The sequence below is a fragment of the Streptomyces sp. NBC_00193 genome, from assembly GCF_026342735.1.
GTDB lineage: Bacteria > Actinomycetota > Actinomycetes > Streptomycetales > Streptomycetaceae > Streptomyces > Streptomyces stoeckheimensis.
In genome coordinates this window covers 2,853,909-2,870,303 of sequence record NZ_JAPEMM010000001.1, presented here as the reverse complement: position 1 = coordinate 2,870,303, position 16,395 = coordinate 2,853,909, and the positions used below count along the sequence as shown (strand labels likewise).

13 protein-coding genes, 1 tRNA gene and 1 pseudogene are annotated in these 16,395 nt (G+C 71.6%); 6 read left to right on the top strand and 9 right to left on the bottom strand.

Features of this window, described 5'->3' with window-relative positions; translation table 11 throughout:
- Positions 1–69 precede the first annotated feature (69 nt).
- The 6 genes from OG898_RS12650 to OG898_RS12625 form a co-directional block, all read right to left on the bottom strand.
- A tRNA-Ser gene (locus OG898_RS12650) sits at positions 70–154 on the bottom strand.
- A 57-nt stretch (positions 155–211) separates the two neighbouring features.
- The gene (locus tag OG898_RS12645; protein ID WP_266956804.1) at positions 212–1,171 is read right to left on the bottom strand and encodes a serine protease; all 960 of its coding nucleotides are present in this window, start codon (positions 1,169–1,171) and stop codon (positions 212–214) included.
- Between the two features lie 134 nt (positions 1,172–1,305).
- Positions 1,306–2,364, bottom strand: a complete 1,059-nt coding sequence (locus OG898_RS12640) for a YeiH family protein (protein ID WP_266956802.1) — start codon at positions 2,362–2,364, stop codon at positions 1,306–1,308.
- Entirely contained in the window at positions 2,364–2,918 is a 555-nt protein-coding gene (locus OG898_RS12635; RefSeq protein WP_266956800.1) for a cysteine dioxygenase family protein, read from the bottom strand. The genes OG898_RS12640 and OG898_RS12635 overlap by 1 nt, the downstream gene beginning before the upstream one ends.
- A 109-nt stretch (positions 2,919–3,027) precedes the next feature.
- A complete protein-coding gene (locus OG898_RS12630) occupies positions 3,028–3,933 on the bottom strand; it encodes a LysR family transcriptional regulator (protein WP_250738554.1) in 906 nt (301 codons plus the stop codon).
- A 157-nt stretch (positions 3,934–4,090) separates the two neighbouring features.
- Complete coding sequence (locus OG898_RS12625) at positions 4,091–5,680, bottom strand: S1C family serine protease (RefSeq protein ID WP_250738555.1); 1,590 nt, start codon at positions 5,678–5,680, stop codon at positions 4,091–4,093.
- A 236-nt stretch (positions 5,681–5,916) separates the two neighbouring features.
- On the opposite strand from OG898_RS12625, the gene OG898_RS12620 reads away from it, so the two are divergent.
- From OG898_RS12620 to OG898_RS12610, 3 genes and pseudogenes are all read left to right on the top strand, one after another.
- Positions 5,917–6,717, top strand: a complete 801-nt coding sequence (locus tag OG898_RS12620; protein WP_250738556.1) for a glycerophosphodiester phosphodiesterase — start codon at positions 5,917–5,919, stop codon at positions 6,715–6,717.
- An 85-nt stretch (positions 6,718–6,802) separates the two neighbouring features.
- Positions 6,803–7,404 (top strand): annotated as a pseudogene (locus OG898_RS12615) (ATP-binding protein).
- A 155-nt stretch (positions 7,405–7,559) separates the two neighbouring features.
- Positions 7,560–8,534 (top strand): DUF5926 family protein, encoded by a 975-nt coding sequence (locus OG898_RS12610; RefSeq protein WP_250738557.1) that lies wholly within the window; start codon positions 7,560–7,562, stop codon positions 8,532–8,534.
- 250 nt (positions 8,535–8,784) lie between these two features.
- Here the strand turns inward: OG898_RS12610 and OG898_RS12605 are convergent, their stop codons facing one another.
- Positions 8,785–9,462 (bottom strand): hypothetical protein, encoded by a 678-nt coding sequence (locus OG898_RS12605; protein WP_250738558.1) that lies wholly within the window; start codon positions 9,460–9,462, stop codon positions 8,785–8,787.
- Between the two features lie 107 nt (positions 9,463–9,569).
- Positions 9,570–10,268, bottom strand: a complete 699-nt coding sequence (locus tag OG898_RS12600) for a bifunctional DNA primase/polymerase (RefSeq protein WP_250738559.1) — start codon at positions 10,266–10,268, stop codon at positions 9,570–9,572.
- Between the two features lie 407 nt (positions 10,269–10,675).
- Here OG898_RS12600 and OG898_RS12595 point away from each other — a divergent pair, with 407 nt between their 5' ends.
- From OG898_RS12595 to OG898_RS12585, 3 genes are all read left to right on the top strand, one after another.
- Entirely contained in the window at positions 10,676–12,280 is a 1,605-nt protein-coding gene (locus OG898_RS12595; RefSeq protein WP_250738560.1) for a PP2C family protein-serine/threonine phosphatase, read from the top strand.
- A gap of 131 nt (positions 12,281–12,411) precedes the next feature.
- Positions 12,412–13,878 carry an aminopeptidase P family protein gene (locus tag OG898_RS12590; protein WP_250738561.1) on the top strand — a complete coding sequence of 489 codons (1,467 nt, stop codon included), beginning with the start codon at positions 12,412–12,414 and terminating at the stop codon, positions 13,876–13,878.
- A 137-nt stretch (positions 13,879–14,015) separates the two neighbouring features.
- Positions 14,016–15,659 carry an IS1182 family transposase gene (locus tag OG898_RS12585; RefSeq protein WP_266956795.1) on the top strand — a complete coding sequence of 548 codons (1,644 nt, stop codon included), beginning with the start codon at positions 14,016–14,018 and terminating at the stop codon, positions 15,657–15,659.
- 61 nt (positions 15,660–15,720) lie between these two features.
- On the opposite strand, the gene OG898_RS12580 is transcribed toward OG898_RS12585, so the two are convergent.
- A complete protein-coding gene (locus OG898_RS12580; protein ID WP_250738562.1) occupies positions 15,721–16,209 on the bottom strand; it encodes an ATP-binding protein in 489 nt (162 codons plus the stop codon).
- Positions 16,210–16,395 lie beyond the last annotated feature (186 nt).

Sequence of the window (16,395 nt, the reverse complement as noted above, 5' to 3'; positions counted from 1 at the left end):
GAGAACGCAGAAGGGGTGCCACCTGGTCGGTGGCACCCCTTCCGGGCTGGGCCTTGGCCCTGCCTGGTGCGGTGGGTGTGGGATTTGAACCCACGGTGACTCGCGCCACGACGGTTTTCAAGACCGTTCCCTTAGGCCGCTCGGGCAACCCACCTGGCCGGTACAGAGTACCGGGCGGCTGGGGTGGGCGGCGCTGGGGATTTTCGGGAGGTCAGGCGGTCTGGGCCTTGTCGTAGGCCGCCTTCGCCTCGTTGCCGAAGTACGGGCCGTACATCCGGTTCGGGAGGAACGTGTAGCCGAAGCTGTTCACCGAGACCTGGGTGCCCAGACCGGTCGCCTCGTTGAAGTCCTGGAACCAGGGGCCGCCGCTGGAGCCGCCGGTCATGTTGCACGGCAGGCTGTGGTCCTTGGTCAGCAGGAAGTCCTTGCCGCTGTTGCCGCTGCAGTAGACGAGCTTGGTGCCGTCGTACGGGGCCGCCGCCGGGAAGCCGAAGGCGTACATCTTCTTGTTGTAGCCACCGTTGAACACGATGCCCTGGGCTCCGACGGTCTGGCTGAGCGTCCGGCCGTTCAGCGGGGCGACGACCGCCAGGCCGACGTCCATGTTCATGTCCTCGCTCGCCACCCACTGGTCGGTCGCGAAGGTCTTGGTGGCCCTCCACTGCCCGTAGGGCGCGTTCCCGTTGTCGTAGCCCGGGACGAAGATCCAGTCGGTGTGCCAGGCGCCCTGGTACTTCACGCAGTGGCCGGCGGTGATCACCGTGCTGCCGTTGGCGCTGGTGATCGAGTCGCCCGAGCAGGAGGCGCTCTTCCCGTTGAAGGTGAAGAAGACCCGGCCCGAGGTTTTGACCACCGCGCCGCCGGATGTCCAGGCGCCGCCCGGCTGGGGGAAGGCCGCGGGTGAGGCCTTGAGGGAGGCCGTGGGGGAGGAACTCGCGGGGGTCGGGGCGATCGTCGTGGGGTGCTCGGCCGTGGTGGGCGCCGTACGGGCACTCGCGCCCGGGGCGGCCGTGATGTCCAGCGGGGTGGCGGCCCGCATCCGCTCGGCCGACCAGGAGCCCGGGGAGGCGGGGCGCTGTACGGCGGCCGAGGGGGAGGCCGCCGTCAACGCACCCGCGAGCAGGGCGCCCGTCGCGAGCAGAACCGATATGGCTGTCCGATGGCGATTCACGCATGACTCCTTCTGCCGTGCCCGGATGAAGAGTTGTCGGTGCGGATCGGGGGCAGAGTGGCACGCCGGGAACGAGATGTCAGGCAGCAGTCGGAACGTTCGGTCGGTTCCGGCCAGGAATTGGCCAACTCCGGTCAGGTGGTGAGGAGAACGCCCGCATACGAGGCTCCGGCCACCACCACCCAGGCCGCGAGACCCAGGAGGGCGGCCCGGCCGCCGGTACGGGACAGCGTGGGCAGATGGACCGCGCTGCCCAGGCCGAACAGGGCAGCGTCCAGCAGCAGTTCCTGCGCGGTGTGCGCCCCTTCCAGCGCTACGTCGGGCAGTACCCCGGTGGCGCGCAGCGCGGCCGCGGCGAGGAACCCGGCCACGAACAGCGGCACCGGAGCCGGGCGGCGCCCCGAGGACGTGCGCACTCCGCGCCGGCGGGCCCGTACCGAGAAGGCCACCGCCGCGACCAGCGGGGCCAACAGCGCCACGCGCATCAGCTTGACCAGCACCGCTTCACCGAGGGCGCCGGGGCCGGCCGTCTGGGCGGTCGCCACCACCTGCCCGACGTCGTGGACGCTCGCACCCACCCAGCGGCCGAAGTCCGGGTCGGAGAGGCCGAGGGGGGACTGGAGGAGCGGGAGCACCGCGATGGCGAGGGTCCCGCACAGGGTGACCAGGGCCACCGAGGAGGCCACGTCCTCCTCGTCACTGCCCGACACCTGGCTGACGGCCCCGATGGCCGAGGCCCCGCAGATCGAGTACCCGGTGGCGATCAGCAACGGCTGGTCCCCGGGGAGTCCGAGCCGCCGGCCGAGCCAGAGGGTGCCGAAGAAGGTCGCCGCCACCACCCCGGCCACCATCGCCACGGTGGCCCAGCCCAGCCGGAGCACCTCGTCCAGCCCCAGTGCCAGGCCCAGCAGGACGATGCCGATCCGCATCAGGCGACGCCCGGCCAGGGAGAGGCCCGGCCGCGCGGGTCCCCGTACGAAGCCCCGTAGGCCGGGGAGGTGCGCCGCGGCGATGCCGAGCACCACCGACACCGTCAGCATCGGCGCCCAGGGCACCAGCCGGTGCACCGACCAGGCCACCAGGACTCCGGCCGCCGCGAGGCCCAACCCGGGCCACGATGACGATGTTTCACGTGAAACATCGACCGGAACCGGCGATCCCGCCCCGCGCACGGGGCGGTTGAGCAGGGCCATCAGTCGGTCGGGAGCGTGTAGACGCGGCGGACACTGCTGCCCAGGCGTACGACGTCGGCCCCGTAGACGTGCAGGGATATCGCCTTCGTACGACAGGAGTTGCGGACCTTGTGGATGTCGCCGGGCGGGGCGAACCCGCAGACGTCACCCGGGCCGTTGACCACGTGCTCGGTCGCCACCAGCCGGGCTCCCGTGGTGGCCGTGGCGGGGACGAGGCGATAGCGGAGCTCGCTCTCCTCGCCCTCGTGCACCCCGGCCACGCACCACGAGACGTGGTCGTGGACCGCGGTCTCCTGGCCCGGGAGCCACACCAGGGCCACCACGGAGAAACTGCCGTCCGGCTCCGCGTGCAGGACGTGCTGCCGGTAGCGGTCGGCGTGCCCCTCGCGCTGCTCGGGGGTGAGCAGACCCGGCGTCCCCAGGTGCGGGGCGAGGCGTTCGCCGACCAGGTAGGCGGTCAGATCGGGGGCCATCCCCCGGTCCACGACCGTACGGATCTCACTGACGAGGGCGGCCATCCTCGCGGTCGTGCGGGCCGGCGTGGTGGTGGTCATAAGGGGAGCGTCGAGGAGCCCACCCATCACGTCCAACGACAGTTATGAGCTCAAATCCCAAGTCCGGCTTATGGGTTGGGGTCCGAGCTGGATCCGTCTGCGGGCCGGTTCAGCAGCCGACGCGGTTCGAGGCCGCCTGCTTCAGGGCTTCCAGCACGACCGCCGTCGCCGGGACCCGTAGGTGGTCGCGGTACACGTGTGCGGCGATGTGACGGCGGGCGGCCGGCAGCAGGGCCCGCCCGCACACCTTGCTCAGCGAGAGCGAGGGCAGCACCAGCGCGGGCATCATGGCCACGCCCAGGCCCTGTGCGACCAGGCTCTGGACCACCAGGTTGTCGTCGGTGGCGAACCGGATGTCGGGGACGAAGCCGAGCCCCGCGCATTCGTGCAGCAGGTTGGCCCGGCAGCGCGGGCAGCCGGCGATCCACCGCTCCTCGGAGAGGTCTGCGAGGTGCACGGCCCGCCTGCGGGCCAGCGCGTGCCCGGTCGGCAGCAGCACCGTCAGCTGGTCCTCCATGAGCCTGACCTCGGCGACCTCCTCCGGGACCTCCTCGTGCAGGCCGGGATAGGTGAAGGCCAGGGTGATGTCGCACTCGCCGCGCTCCAGCCGGCGCAGCGAGTCCGGGGGCTCCCCCTCCAGCAGCTCGACCTGGATCCCCGGGTGCTCCTTGGCCAGGCTGCTCAGGGCTTCCGGGACCAGGGTGACGTTGGCACTGGGGAAGCCGCACAGCCGGACGCGGCCGGTCCGCAGCCGGGCGTAGGCCTTCAGCTGGGCCTCGGCGGCGGAGAGGCTGCCGAGGATGGCCTCGGCGTGCCGGGCCATGGACTCCCCGGCCTCGGTGAGCTGCATGCGGCGCCCGACGCGGGTGAACAGCGGGGTGCCGACGGCGCGTTCGAGCGCCTTCATCTGCTGGGTGATCGCGGGCTGGGTGTACCCGAGGACCCGGGCGGCGGCCGAGTAGGACCCCGAGGCGACCACCTCGTGGAACGTCCGTATGTGCCGCGAATCGAACACGGTCGAAGCATAAGCGGACGTTGGGAGGGGCCGCAGGCACAATCGCGCCTACGGCCCCTCACCATCAAGCCAGTTGGTCCTGCCGCCGCCCGCCGGGCCGGCCCGCGCGCGGCGGCCGACCCGTGTCCGGCAGCTGTCCCGTGTCCGGCAGCCGCCGCTACTTGTCGCCGACCCGCGAACCGAGCGTGATGTCCACCGTGGTCGGCTTGCCGCCGCGCAGGTAGGTCAGCTTCACCGTGTCACCCGGCTTGTACGTCCAGATCTCGCTGATCAGGGTCGGGCCGCTGTCGATCGGCTTGCCGCCGAGCTCGGTGATGATGTCGCCGGGCTTCAGCCCCGCCTTGCCCGCAGGGCCGTTCGGGTCGACCAGCTCGTTGGCCGAGGCGCCCGTCTCGGAGATCTTCGCGCCGTCGCTCTTGGCCGCGAGGTCCACGGAGACCGAGATCACCGGGTAGACCGGCTTGCCGGTCTTGATCAGCGATTCGGCGACGTTCTTCGCCTGGTTGACCGGGATGGCGAAACCGAGGCCGATGGAGCCGGCCTGGCCGCCGCCGAAGCCGCCGTTGCCGGCCGACTGGATCGCGGAGTTGATGCCGATGACCGCGCCGCGGCTGTCGAGCAGCGGACCGCCGGAGTTGCCCGGGTTGATCGAGGCGTCCGTCTGGAGGGCGCTCATGTACGAGTTCTTGCCGCTGGAGCCGTCACCCGAGGCGACCGGGCGGTTCTTGGCGCTGACGATGCCGGTGGTGACCGTGTTGGACAGGCCGAAGGGGGCGCCGATCGCGATGGTCGAGTCCCCGACGGCGACCTTGTCCGAGTCGCCGAGGGGCAGCGGCTTGAGCCCGGACGGCGGGTTCTTCAGCTTGAGGACGGCCACGTCGTACCCCTGGGCGCGGCCGACGACCTCGGCCTCGTACTTCTTGCCGTCGGAGAAGGTCGCGCTGAGCTTGCCGCCGTTGGCCGCGGAGGCGACCACGTGGTTGTTCGTGAGGATGTGGCCCTGCTGGTCGTAGACGAAGCCGGTGCCGGTGCCGCCCTCGCCGTCGCCGGCCGAGGCCTCGATGGTGACGACGCTGGGCAGTGCGCCGGCCGCGAGGCCCGCGACGGAGCCGGCATCGCGCTTGAGGTCCTTGGGCGTGTTGCCGGCGCTGACCGTGGTCGAGCCGGAGGCGTTGTCGCTCCGGTTGGCCGCCCAGTAGCCGACGCCGCCGCCGACGCCGCCTGCGAGGAGCGCCGCCGCGAGCACGCCGGCGATCAGGCCGCCCTTGCCCTTGCGCTTGGGCTGCGGGGCACCGTCCGTGGCCAGGGGCACGCCCCAGGCGCCACCGCCGTGGCCGTCGCCGGCCCCGTACGCGGGGGCCGCGGGCGGCGGGGGAGGCCAGCCCTCGGCGCCCAGCGCCTGCGGAGCAGGGGCAGGGGCCTCGGCGTACGCCGGGGTGACCGGCGGGACCGGGCTCTCAGCGTAAGCGGGAGCCGGGGCCGGAGCCTGGACGGGCGCGGCGGGCTGGGCCGGGGCCGGGGGCTGCACCGCCGCAGGCGGCGCCGCCGGGGTCTGGGGGAGCTGCTGGGTCGGCTCGGCGCCGGGCGCGGGCGTCGGCGGCAGCTGCTGCGTCACAGGCTCCACGGGCGCCGAGGCGGCAGGCCCAGACGGCACGGACGGCGCGGCGTCGACGGGCGCGGCCACCGGGGGTGCGGGCGGGGCCGCGGGGGGTGTCGGGGCCGCGGTGCCCTCGTTCTCGGTGCTCACAGCGCTCTCTCCTCGTCACACACGGCTTCAGAAATACGGGCGATATCGGTCCGACTGAACGTTCGACGTGCCGTACAAGTTCCTGGGCAAAGCCTTTCCCATGACCCGTCAGAGCACTGTAAGCCGGACCTGTGAGTCTCCCCCATCCTTTATCTCCGACATTTCGGGCGCATCCCCAGAAGCACCCACAGGGCTCTCCCCGACATCCGGACCCCTCTCGGTGGCACCATGAGCCGGTGACCCACGCAACGCCGCGCCCCATCCAGGTCGTCGCCCACCGCGGCGCCTCGGAGGATGCCCCCGAACACACGCTGGCCGCCTACCGCAAGGCCATCGACGACGGGGCCGACGCCCTCGAATGCGATGTCCGGCTCACGGCCGACGGCCATCTGGTCCTGGTCCACGACCGGCGGGTGAACCGCACCTCCAACGGCCGCGGCGCCGTCTCCGCCCTGGAGCTGGCCGACCTGGCCGCCCTCGACTTCGGCTCGTGGAAGGACCGCGAGGAGTCCCCCGACTGGGACGCGGACCCCGAGCGGACCTCCGTGCTCACCCTGGAGCGCCTGCTGGAGCTGGTCGCGGACGCCGGGCGGCCGGTCCAGCTGGCCATCGAGACGAAGCACCCGACCCGCTGGGCCGGACAGGTGGAGGAGCGCCTGCTCTTCCTCCTCAAGCGCTTCGCGCTGGACGCCCCGCCCGCCGAGGGGCCGCACCCGGTCCGGGTGATGAGCTTCTCCGCACGCTCCCTGCACCGGATGCGAGCGGCCGCGCCGACGGTCCCGACCGTCTACCTGATGCAGTTCATCTCGCCCCGGATGCGGGACGGGCGGCTCCCGGCGGGAGTACGGATCGCCGGACCGGGCATGCGGATCGTGCGCAACCACCCGGCCTTCATCCGCAAACTTCAGGCCGCCGGGCACTCCGTTCACGTGTGGACCGTGAACGATCCGGAAGATGTTCAGCTCTGCGCTGATCTGGGTGTGGAAGCGATCATCACGAACCGACCGCGACAAGTTTTGTCACAGCTGGGCCGCTGACATCCCGTTTTGCGCATCCGTCCCACGCGTAACACCCGTTACGGGGTGTGCACCGGCGCATCCGCTCCGCATTCGGTCGCCCCGAATGCGTCAGAGGGCGCTGGTCCGGCGGTTTCCGGTCCAGGCCATTGGGGCATCCAGACCATGCGTGGGGCTAAGGAGGTTCCGGGGGTGGCGTTGATGGTGGCACAAGAAGTGCCCACGTCGTCGTGCATGGACGTGTCCCATGGTCCTGCGGGCGTGGGCGAGGCGAGGCACCGGATGCGCGAGCAGCTGCGCATCAGCGGGGTGTCCGAATCGATCGTGGATGACGCCGTTCTGATCCTTTCCGAACTACTCAGCAACGCCTGCCGGCACGGCAGACCGCTGGGCTCACGGGAGATCGGCGACGGCGGGATACACGCGTCGTGGCGCGTCGACAAGGCGGGGCGGCTGACGGTCGAGGTCACGGACGGCGGCGGGCCCACCCGCCCCCTCCCGGCCAAGCCCTCGGTCACCGCGCGGGGCGGTCGGGGGCTGAACATCATCAGCGCCCTGGCCCAGGACTGGGGTGTCCGGGACGGAGCGGCGGGTGAGGTCACCGTGTGGGCGACCGTTGCCTGTGGGCCCCGGCACGAGGATTTCGCTACGCGCGTTGCGCCCCCTGCGATCGATTTCAGTACGGCCTTCGACGATCTGGATCCCTGATCCGACCGGTCCCCGACCGCGGGTGGAGGGATGGCGGCCGTCCGGGAGCGCACGCCGACCGTGCTCCCGGCCGCACCCCACCGGTTGTGGCGGTACGAACGGCTAGGCTCGCGCCCAGACCGACGCCGTACCGCCGCAACCGGGAGACACCCACGATGGCCAAGAAGCGCCCCGCCGCGAAGTCCGCAAAGCCGCAGCTCAACAACGGGGAGATCCCGGTGGTGGGCGCTCGCGAGCCCTGCCCCTGCGGATCCGGGCGCCGTTACAAGGCCTGCCACGGCGCGGCCGCCGCGCACGCCGTGACCGAGCACGTGGCCCGCCCGTTCGAGGGCCTGCCCGGCGAGTGCGACTGGGTCGCGCTGCGCGAGCTCGTCCCCGCCGCGACCGTGCCGCTCACCCTCAAGGGCGGACTGCCCGAGGGCGTCCCCTCCGTCACGCTGGTGACCGTACTCCCGCTGGCCTCGCCGGCACTGCGCCGTGAGGACGGCTCCGTCCTGCTCGGCCTGCAGAACGACTCGACCACCGGCGACCTCGCCCGGGACATGGCCGACACCCTGGAGCGCGCGCTCGTGGCCGAGCCCGGCACCGTCGTCGCGGCCCGCCGGGTTCCGGCCGAGGGTCCGCGACTTCAGGATCTCCTGTCCGCGGACGGCGGTTTCGAGCCGGTTGTCCACAGCGGGTTCGAATTCTGGATTCCGGAAGCGGAGAGCGCCCAGAGCGCTTCCCCGGAGATCGCCGCCTCCCTGGAGCGCGCCAACGCGGCCGCCATCCCGACCGTCAAGCTGACCGGCGTGGATGCCGCCTACTGGTGCGAGACCCCGGACAAGAACCACCTGCGCTGGGTCATGCCGCACCCCGAGGAGAAGCTGCTCGACGCGCTCGCGCGGCTGTCCGCCGCCGGCACGTCCTCGCTCGGCGAGGGCACCAAGCTGGTCGGCTCCTTCCGCGCCCACGGCCTGATGGTCCCCGTCTGGGACCTGCCGACCGGGGTCTCGGCCGAGGACGTGGAGAAGCCCGCGGCCGAGCTCGCGGAGCGGCTCGCCGCTGCTCTCGCGACGGACGCGCCGCTGACCACGGAGGAGCGCCGCGCCCGCGGCGGCCTCACCAACCGCCAGGTCACGCTCAGCTGACCAGGTGGCCGGCCCGTCCGCGGGCCGGCCACGAGGGTCGCCGGAGGGCCCCGGGGAGGGGCTGCGGGAGCGTCACCGGTGACCGGTCACCGGTGATCGGTGTCACAACTCCCGCTAATCGCCTGCAAATCGCTGTCCGAATATCAGAGATCGAATTTGCGAACAGGCGATCTCTTGTTACCGTTCTTGTAGCCCGGTCGCTGGTGCATCCCCCGTCGCCAGCGACCGGGCCCTTGATTTTCCGTGACGCTCAACCGTCACCCGGTACCGGTGAGTTGCTCCCGGACCGCAGGAGCAGGGCTCCTTCATCATCCGGAACTGCAAATTCCGCTACAGCCGAGTAGTCCCCCGGAACCCCGGCCGACTCCTCCTTCGGCGTTTCGCACAGCCCCGGTTCGTCGCCCGCGCCGACCGCGCAGCGGATCTGCACCGTGCGCCCCGCCGGACCCATCACCGTGAGCACCGCGTCGAGCGCGCGGCCGCTCGTGTTCCGGTAGTAGCTGCGCCCCCACGTCCGGCCCTCGCCCGACAGGACGCACGTCTGCGCCTCCACCCCCTGCGGGGAGGACAGTTCGGGTCCGCAGCGGGCGTCCGTACGCGGCTGCTCGGCCGGGCCCGGGCGGGCCGGCGCCGCGGCGGGGGCCTGCGTACGGGACCGGCCGGAGGCCGAATTCGCTCCCGAGCCGCCCGAATCGGCCGAGCCGGCAGAGTGATCCGTGTTCCCGGAGGTATCGGGGTTCTCGGAGTCCGCGCGACCCGATTCCCCCGGGGCGCCCTTGGACGGGTGCCCGAGGCCGAAGGTGGAGAGCAGCCCTCCGCCCTTTCCATCGCTCTGACCGGCGAAATCCGGCCCGGCGATCGCTCCCGCCAGCGGGAGCGACAAGATGATCAACACACCGGCGCCGATACCGATCAGGCGGAGATTCATTCGCCGAAGATAGCGATCCGGGAATGGGGCACGGAGATCCCCGCGCCCAATTCCCTTGGAAACTCGTCTCGCTGACACCCGTACGAGTGATCCGTCCGCGCACGGGCTCAGTACGCGAGCCGGCTCCCGCCGCCGGACGCCCCGCTGCTGGCTTCCACCAGCGCGTCCACGACCGCCTCCACCTCCGGCAGCCAGATCTCCCCCGCCCCCGCCGGTTCGCGCTCCCACCGCACCTGCCCGCCGCCGATCGCGGGGGAGGGCGGGAGCAGCAAGTAGCCGCCCTCACCGTGGAAACGCAGCGAGGAGGGCACGTGGTCCTTGGCGTAGAGGATCTCGCCGAGCCGCTCCAGCGAGTACGGCTCCACGAGCAGCGACCACCGCGTGGGCGTGGCCACGATCGGCCCGAGCCGCATCCCCTCGGCGTCCAGTCGTGCGACGGCACGCGCGGCCGCCGCGGCGGGCAGGCTCACCGCGCAGGGCGCGCTCCCGCCGGTGGCCAGCAGGATCGGGGCACCCGCCCGGTTGGCCCACCACCAGGACACCATTCGGGGGTCGGTGGTGGCCGCGAGCAGCCCGGGATCGAAGGGGTGTGCGCCGGGTACGGCGCAGTCGGGGTCGGGGCAGGCGCACCGCGCGCTGTCGACGCCGGAGCGTCCGACGCCCGGCAGCACGGGCCAGTTCCAGGCGGTGGCGCAGGTCAGCGCCGCGTCGAGGAGGGCCGGCGCTTCACCCTGCGGCGGGGCGGGGCGCAGGGATTGCAAGCGATTGCGGAGCCGCTGGAGACGCCTTCCGAGGATCTCGCGCATGAGCGCTCGTTCCTTTCCGTTGAACGCCGAGGGCCACATCACACCATGTAAGCGGTGGTTCACCACACGTACACGTTTCGCGTCACTGTCCGCTTGAAGCAGGTTCACACGGTTCGTGCAGTTTTCTTACGGGTCCATGAAACGTCCGTCGGGGGCGGTACGCGACCCGGGACCGCGCGGGGGACGGCTGTCGTCGATGGGGACGACGGGCCGTGCCCGACGGTTCCCGGCGGGCACCGGGCTGCGCCAACTCTCCCCGGGTGCAACGGATTACGTACCCGGACCGGCCGACTGACTCGCCCAGTCGACCGCAAAAACCGTCCGCTTCCCGCTTTTTCCGGCCAAGTTCTAGCCCTGACCGGACAGTGAGTTGCCGTCCCACGGACACCAGGATTCCCACCTGGGCAATGCTGGACATCGCTCCTCGTGTGCGTGTAGATGTGGATTCATTGATAGCGGCGCAGCATGATCTGGGGGTTTGCGATGCTATATGGCGAATCGCACCAGCTGGAAAGGCGGACGCCATGAGCGCCCCGCATCTGCCGAAAGTGGCTGGAATCGATCCAGCAGTCACAGCGTCCCCGCACACTGTGGCGCCCACACCGGTGCCCACGGCCGCGTCCACACCGACGAGCCCGCGAACGGCCCACGCCCCGGCGCAGGGACCCGCTGCGAGCTCGGTCATCCAGGACCGTCTCGCGGGCATGGTCTCCGACCTCACCACCCTCCACGAGCTCACCGAGCGGCTCGCCCGCGCGAGTGACCTCACCTCCTCCCTCCAGGAGTTCCTGCGGGCGGGCGCGGCCCTCGTCGGCGCCCGGCGCGGCCTGATCGTCCTGGAGCCCTCCGACGGACTCGGCCCCACCAGCACGATCGGCCTCGGGCTCGGCCACGCCGACCTCGGCCACATCGAGACGGTGCCGCGCAGCGCCACCTCCTACGGCCGCATCCTCGACGGCCTGCCCGACGCCCACGGCGGCTCGGAGGTCCTGCCCGAGCCCGGTACGGCCCCCGGTACCGGCGGCGGGTACGCCACCCCCGTCGACCCCCGCCACCGCGAGGTCGCCGCCCGACTCGGCTACGCCGCCAGCTACGCGCTGCCGCTGACCGCCGAAGCCACGGGCCGGCTCGGCGCGGCCGTCTGGCTCTACGACGAACAGGCCGAGCCCAACGACCGCCAGCGCGACCTGGCCGGGCTGTACGTCCGGCACGCCTCCGAGCACCTGGCCCGGATGCTGGAGGTGGAGCGCGCCCGCACCAGCCTGGCCACCGTCGCCGAGGAACTGCTGCCCAGCCGGCTCCCCCGGATCTCCGGGGTCCAGCTCGCCGCCCGGCACCACACCGGCCCGCACGGCGGAGGCGACTGGTACGACGCACTGCCGCTGCCGGAGGGCGCCCTCGGCCTGGCCGTGGGCTCCGTCACCGGCTCGGGGCCGAGCGCCGTCGCCGCCATGGGCCGGCTGCGCGCCTCGCTGCGCGCGTACGCCGTCATGGAGGGCGAGGACCCCGTCGCCGTCCTCTCCGACCTGGAACTGCTGCTGCGCCTGACCGAGCCCGCGCGCTCGGCGACCGCGCTCTTCGCCTACTGCGAGCCCGCCGGGGGCCCGAACTCGAACGGCCGGGGGAGGAAGCTCATCCTGGCCGGGGCCGGGCACACCCCGCCGCTGCTGATCGGCGAGCGGCGCACCGAATACGTGGAGACCACCCTCTCCGCGCCGCTCGGAATGCTGTCCTGCTGGGAGGCCCCGAGCGTGGAGATCGAGCCCGCGCCCGGAGAAACGGTGCTGCTGTACACGGACGGGCTGCTCCGGCGCACCGGGGACCCGATGGACCGGGCCTACGCGCGGCTGCACGCCGCCGCCGCGGGGATCCCCCGTAGCGCCCGCGAGGACCCGGCCGCCATCTGCGACCACATCCTGCGCACGGTGCTGCCGGACGGGGACGGGGACGGCCCCGTGGCCCCGGCGGACGCCTCGGAGGACATCGTGCTGCTCGCAGCCCGGTTCGAGTGACGCGGGGACGAGGGCGGGGCGTGTGACCGGATTTAGCTGATTTGTCACACGGCCCGTCGGGGGGCGTCCGCTCACCCATACGATGGATGAGGTCCATACCCGGTCCGTGTCCGCCGTACTGAGGAGAAGACGTGGCTGACGAGCTCACCCCGGAGACCCCGGAAGAAGAGCAGCCCAAGAAGAAGATCAAGCAGCGCAAGAACGGGCTGTACCCGGGTGTCAGCGAGGAGCTCGCCGCGAGCATGCGCACGGGCTGGGCAGACACCGAGCTGCGCGGACTGGAGCCGATCGCTCAGGCCGCGCACACCGCCGCCCGCCGCTCCGCGCTGTCCCGGCGCTTCCCCGGTGAGCGCCTCGTGGTCCCCGCCGGACGGCTCAAGACGCGCTCGAACGACACCGAGTACCCCTTCCGCGCCTCGACCGAGTACGCGTACCTCACCGGCGACCAGACCGAGAACGGCGTCCTGGTCCTGGAGCCCGCGGGGGAGACCGGCCACCACGCCACCGTCTACCTGCTGCCCCGCTCCGACCGCGAGAACGGCGAGTTCTGGCTCTCCGGCAGCGGCGAGCTGTGGGTCGGCCGCCGCCACTCCCTCACGGAGGCCGAGCAGCTGCTGGGCATCCCGGCCAGGGACGTGCGCAAGCTTCCCGAGGAGCTGGCCGAGGCCGAGGGCCCGGTCCGTGCCGTGCGCGGTCACGACTCCGTCATCGAGACGGCCCTGACCGACAAGGTCACCAAGGAGCGCGACGAGGAACTGCGCGTCTACCTCTCCGAGGCCCGCGCCGTGAAGGACGCCTTCGAGATCGGCGAACTGCAGAAGGCCGTCGACTCCACCGTCCGCGGCTTCGAGGACGTCGTGAAGGTGCTCGACAAGGCCGAGGCCACCTCCGAGCGCTACATCGAGGGCACCTTCTTCCTGCGCGCCCGCGTCGAGGGCAACGACGTCGGCTACGGCTCCATCTGCGCCGCCGGCCCGCACGCCTGCACCCTGCACTGGGTCCGCAACGACGGCGACGTCCGCTCGGGCGACCTGCTGCTGCTCGACGCCGGTGTGGAGACCCACTCCCTCTACACGGCCGACGTCACGCGCACGCTGCCGATCAGCGGCACGTACACCGACATCCAGCGCAAGATCTACGACGCGGTCTACGCCTCCCAGGAAGCCGGCATCGCCGCCGTCAAGCCGGGCGCGAAGTTCCGCGACTTCCACGACGCCTCGCAGCACGTGCTCGCCGAGAAGCTCGTCGAGTGGGGTCTGCTGGAGGGACCGGTCGAGCGTGTCCTGGAGCTGGGTCTGCAGCGCCGCTGGACCCTGCACGGCACCGGCCACATGCTCGGCATGGACGTCCACGACTGCGCCGCCGCGCGCACCGAGGCGTACGTCGACGGCACGCTGGAGCCCGGGATGTGCCTGACGGTCGAGCCCGGTCTGTACTTCCAGGCCGACGACCTGACCGTCCCCGAGGAGTACCGAGGCATCGGCGTCCGGATCGAGGACGACATCCTCGTCACCGAGGACGGCAACCGGAACCTGTCGGCCGGGCTGCCCCGCACCTCGGACGAGGTCGAGGCCTGGATGGCGCGGCTCAAGGGCTGACGCCACCGCTCGTACGCGCCGATGGGCGGGACCCTCCAAGGGACGCTGTTGGTAAATGCTGGCCCTGATATGTGACGTCGGTCCGTTCCACCTCGTTGAGGTGGAACGGACCGACGTTTTGTTTGGGGTGGGGTGCGGTGTCGTTGCGTGGGGTGTCTTTGGGAGAGGTCCCGGCCGGGACTGAGCGGCTGGCGCGGGCGGTGTTTCCCAAGGGGTGCCTGGCGATGCGGCTGCGGGACACGCTGGGGCCGGTGTTCCAGGACGCGGACTTCGCCGGCCTGTTTCCGTCCCGGGGGCGTCCGGCGCTCTCGCCTGCGAGGCTCGCGCTGGTGTCGGTTCTGCAGTTCGTGGAAGGGCTGACGGACCGGCAAGCAGCTCACGCGGTGCGCTCGCGCATCGACTGGAAGTTCGCCCTGGCCCTGGAGCTGGACGACACCGGGTTCGACTTCTCCGTACTCAGCGAGTTCCGCACCCGGCTGGCTGACGGCGAGGCAGGCCGGGCGGTGTTCGACGCGGTGCTGGAGGCTGCCGGCAGTGCGGGGCTGTTGAAGACCGCTGGGCGCCAGCGCACCGACTCCACTCACGTGCTCGCCGCGACGCACGCCCTGAACCGCCTGGAACAGGTAGTGGAGACTCTGCGGGCCGCGCTGAACGAGATCGCCCAGGCCGCCGGTGACTGGCTGTCCGCCCTCGTCGAGCCGGAGTGGTTCGACCGCTACAGCTCCCGCCCGGAGGACCGCCTGTTCCCCAGCCGGTGGGCGGCCCGCATCGAGCACGGAGACCAGACAGGCGCCGACGGCATGACCCTCCTGACGGCCCTGTGGTCCCCGGCCGCACCGCCCGCACTGCGGATGCTGCCGCAGGTGGAGCTTTTGCGCCGGGTGTGGGTGCAGCAGTTCCAGCATGTCGACGGCGTCGTGAAGTGGCGGGAGCCGAAGAACTTACCGCCGGGCCGGATGCGTTACTGCACCCCATATGACCTGGACGCCCGCACCGGGGCGAAGGTCGACCGGGCCTGGGACGGGTTCAAGGTGCACCTCACCGAGACCTGCGAACCCGACGCCCCGCACCTGGTCACGAACGTCGAGACCACCGTCGCGTCGGTATCCGACATGGAAATGACCCCGGTCATCCACAACGAGCTCGCCGCCCGCGGCCGGACCCCGGACATTCATCTGGTCGACGCCGGATACGTCGACGCCAACAACCTGGCGACCGCACTGCACGACCACGGCATCAACCTGGTCGGACCGGTGAAGACGAACACCGGCTGGCAGGCGAAAGCCGGCACCGGCTTCTCCATCGACGCCTTCACCGTCGACTGGGACAACCAGCGGGCGATCTGCCCGAACGGCAAGATCAGCAAGCAGTGGGGCCGACAGACGCACCGCACCGAAGGCCCGGTCTTCTACGCCCGCTTCGCGCCGGCGGACTGCCGCCCCTGTCCTTCCAAGCCGCAGTGCACCCGGGCACCGAAACGCGAGATCACATTCCGCCCTCGTGGAGAACACGAGGCCCTGGCCCAGGCACGGATCGACCAGCAGAGCCCCGAGTGGCAACGCCGCTACGGCCACCGCGCGGGCGTCGAAGGCACCATCGCCCAAGGCGTGCATGCCTTCGGCCTGCGCAGAGCCCGCTACCGCGGCCTCGTGAAGACCCGGCTGCAGCACCAGCTGACCGCAGCGGCCATGAACTTCGCCCGGCTCGACGCCTGGCTCACCGGCCGCCCCCTCGCACCGACCCGGACACCCCCCTTCGCAGCACTCCGCCCCACTGGATAAAGATCCAGCGGGACGGAATTAACCAACGGCGTCCCTCCAAGGGTTCCGCCCATCGGCGCGTCTACGAGACCTTCAGCAGGGAGTCGTCCCGCCACTTCAGCATCTTGTCGAAGCTGACCACGGCGCCCCGGCCGGGCCTGTTGCGGAAGCGGACGTGGTCGGCGAGTTCCTCGATCAGGTGCAGGCCCCGGCCGTGCTCGGCCAGGGAGGGTCTGCGGCGGGCCACGGTCGCGGGAGGGAACCCCGGACCCGAGTCGCTCACTTCGATGCGACAGCGGTCCCCGTCCAGATAGGCCGTGACGTGGTACGCCCCGGTCCCGTCCGGGGCTCCGCCGCCCGAGGACGCGTCGTCCGTGCAACCGGAGCGCGGGGCGGCTTCGCGGCCGCCGTGCTCCACCGCGTTCGCGCACGCCTCGCTCAGCGCCACCGACAGGTCGAAGGAGATGTCCGGGTCCACCCCCGCGGTCTCCATCGTCCCCAACAGCAGTCGCCTCGCGAGGGGCACACTCGCTGCTTCGCGCCTCAAGTGGAGAGACCACCAGATGCTCATACGGTTACCTATTGCCGCCCGGGGCCGGGGCTAAGCCCCTGAGGGCCGACAGAGCCCTCGTTCGGCCGATGCGGCTCTCCCGGGCGGCGGTGTATGCGGGGTGGGGCCGGGCATCCGTGCGCGGGAATGCAAACCGGCTGTCGCACCTGCCGTATGTGACGCCTAAGGCCAGTGCGATGATGGCCC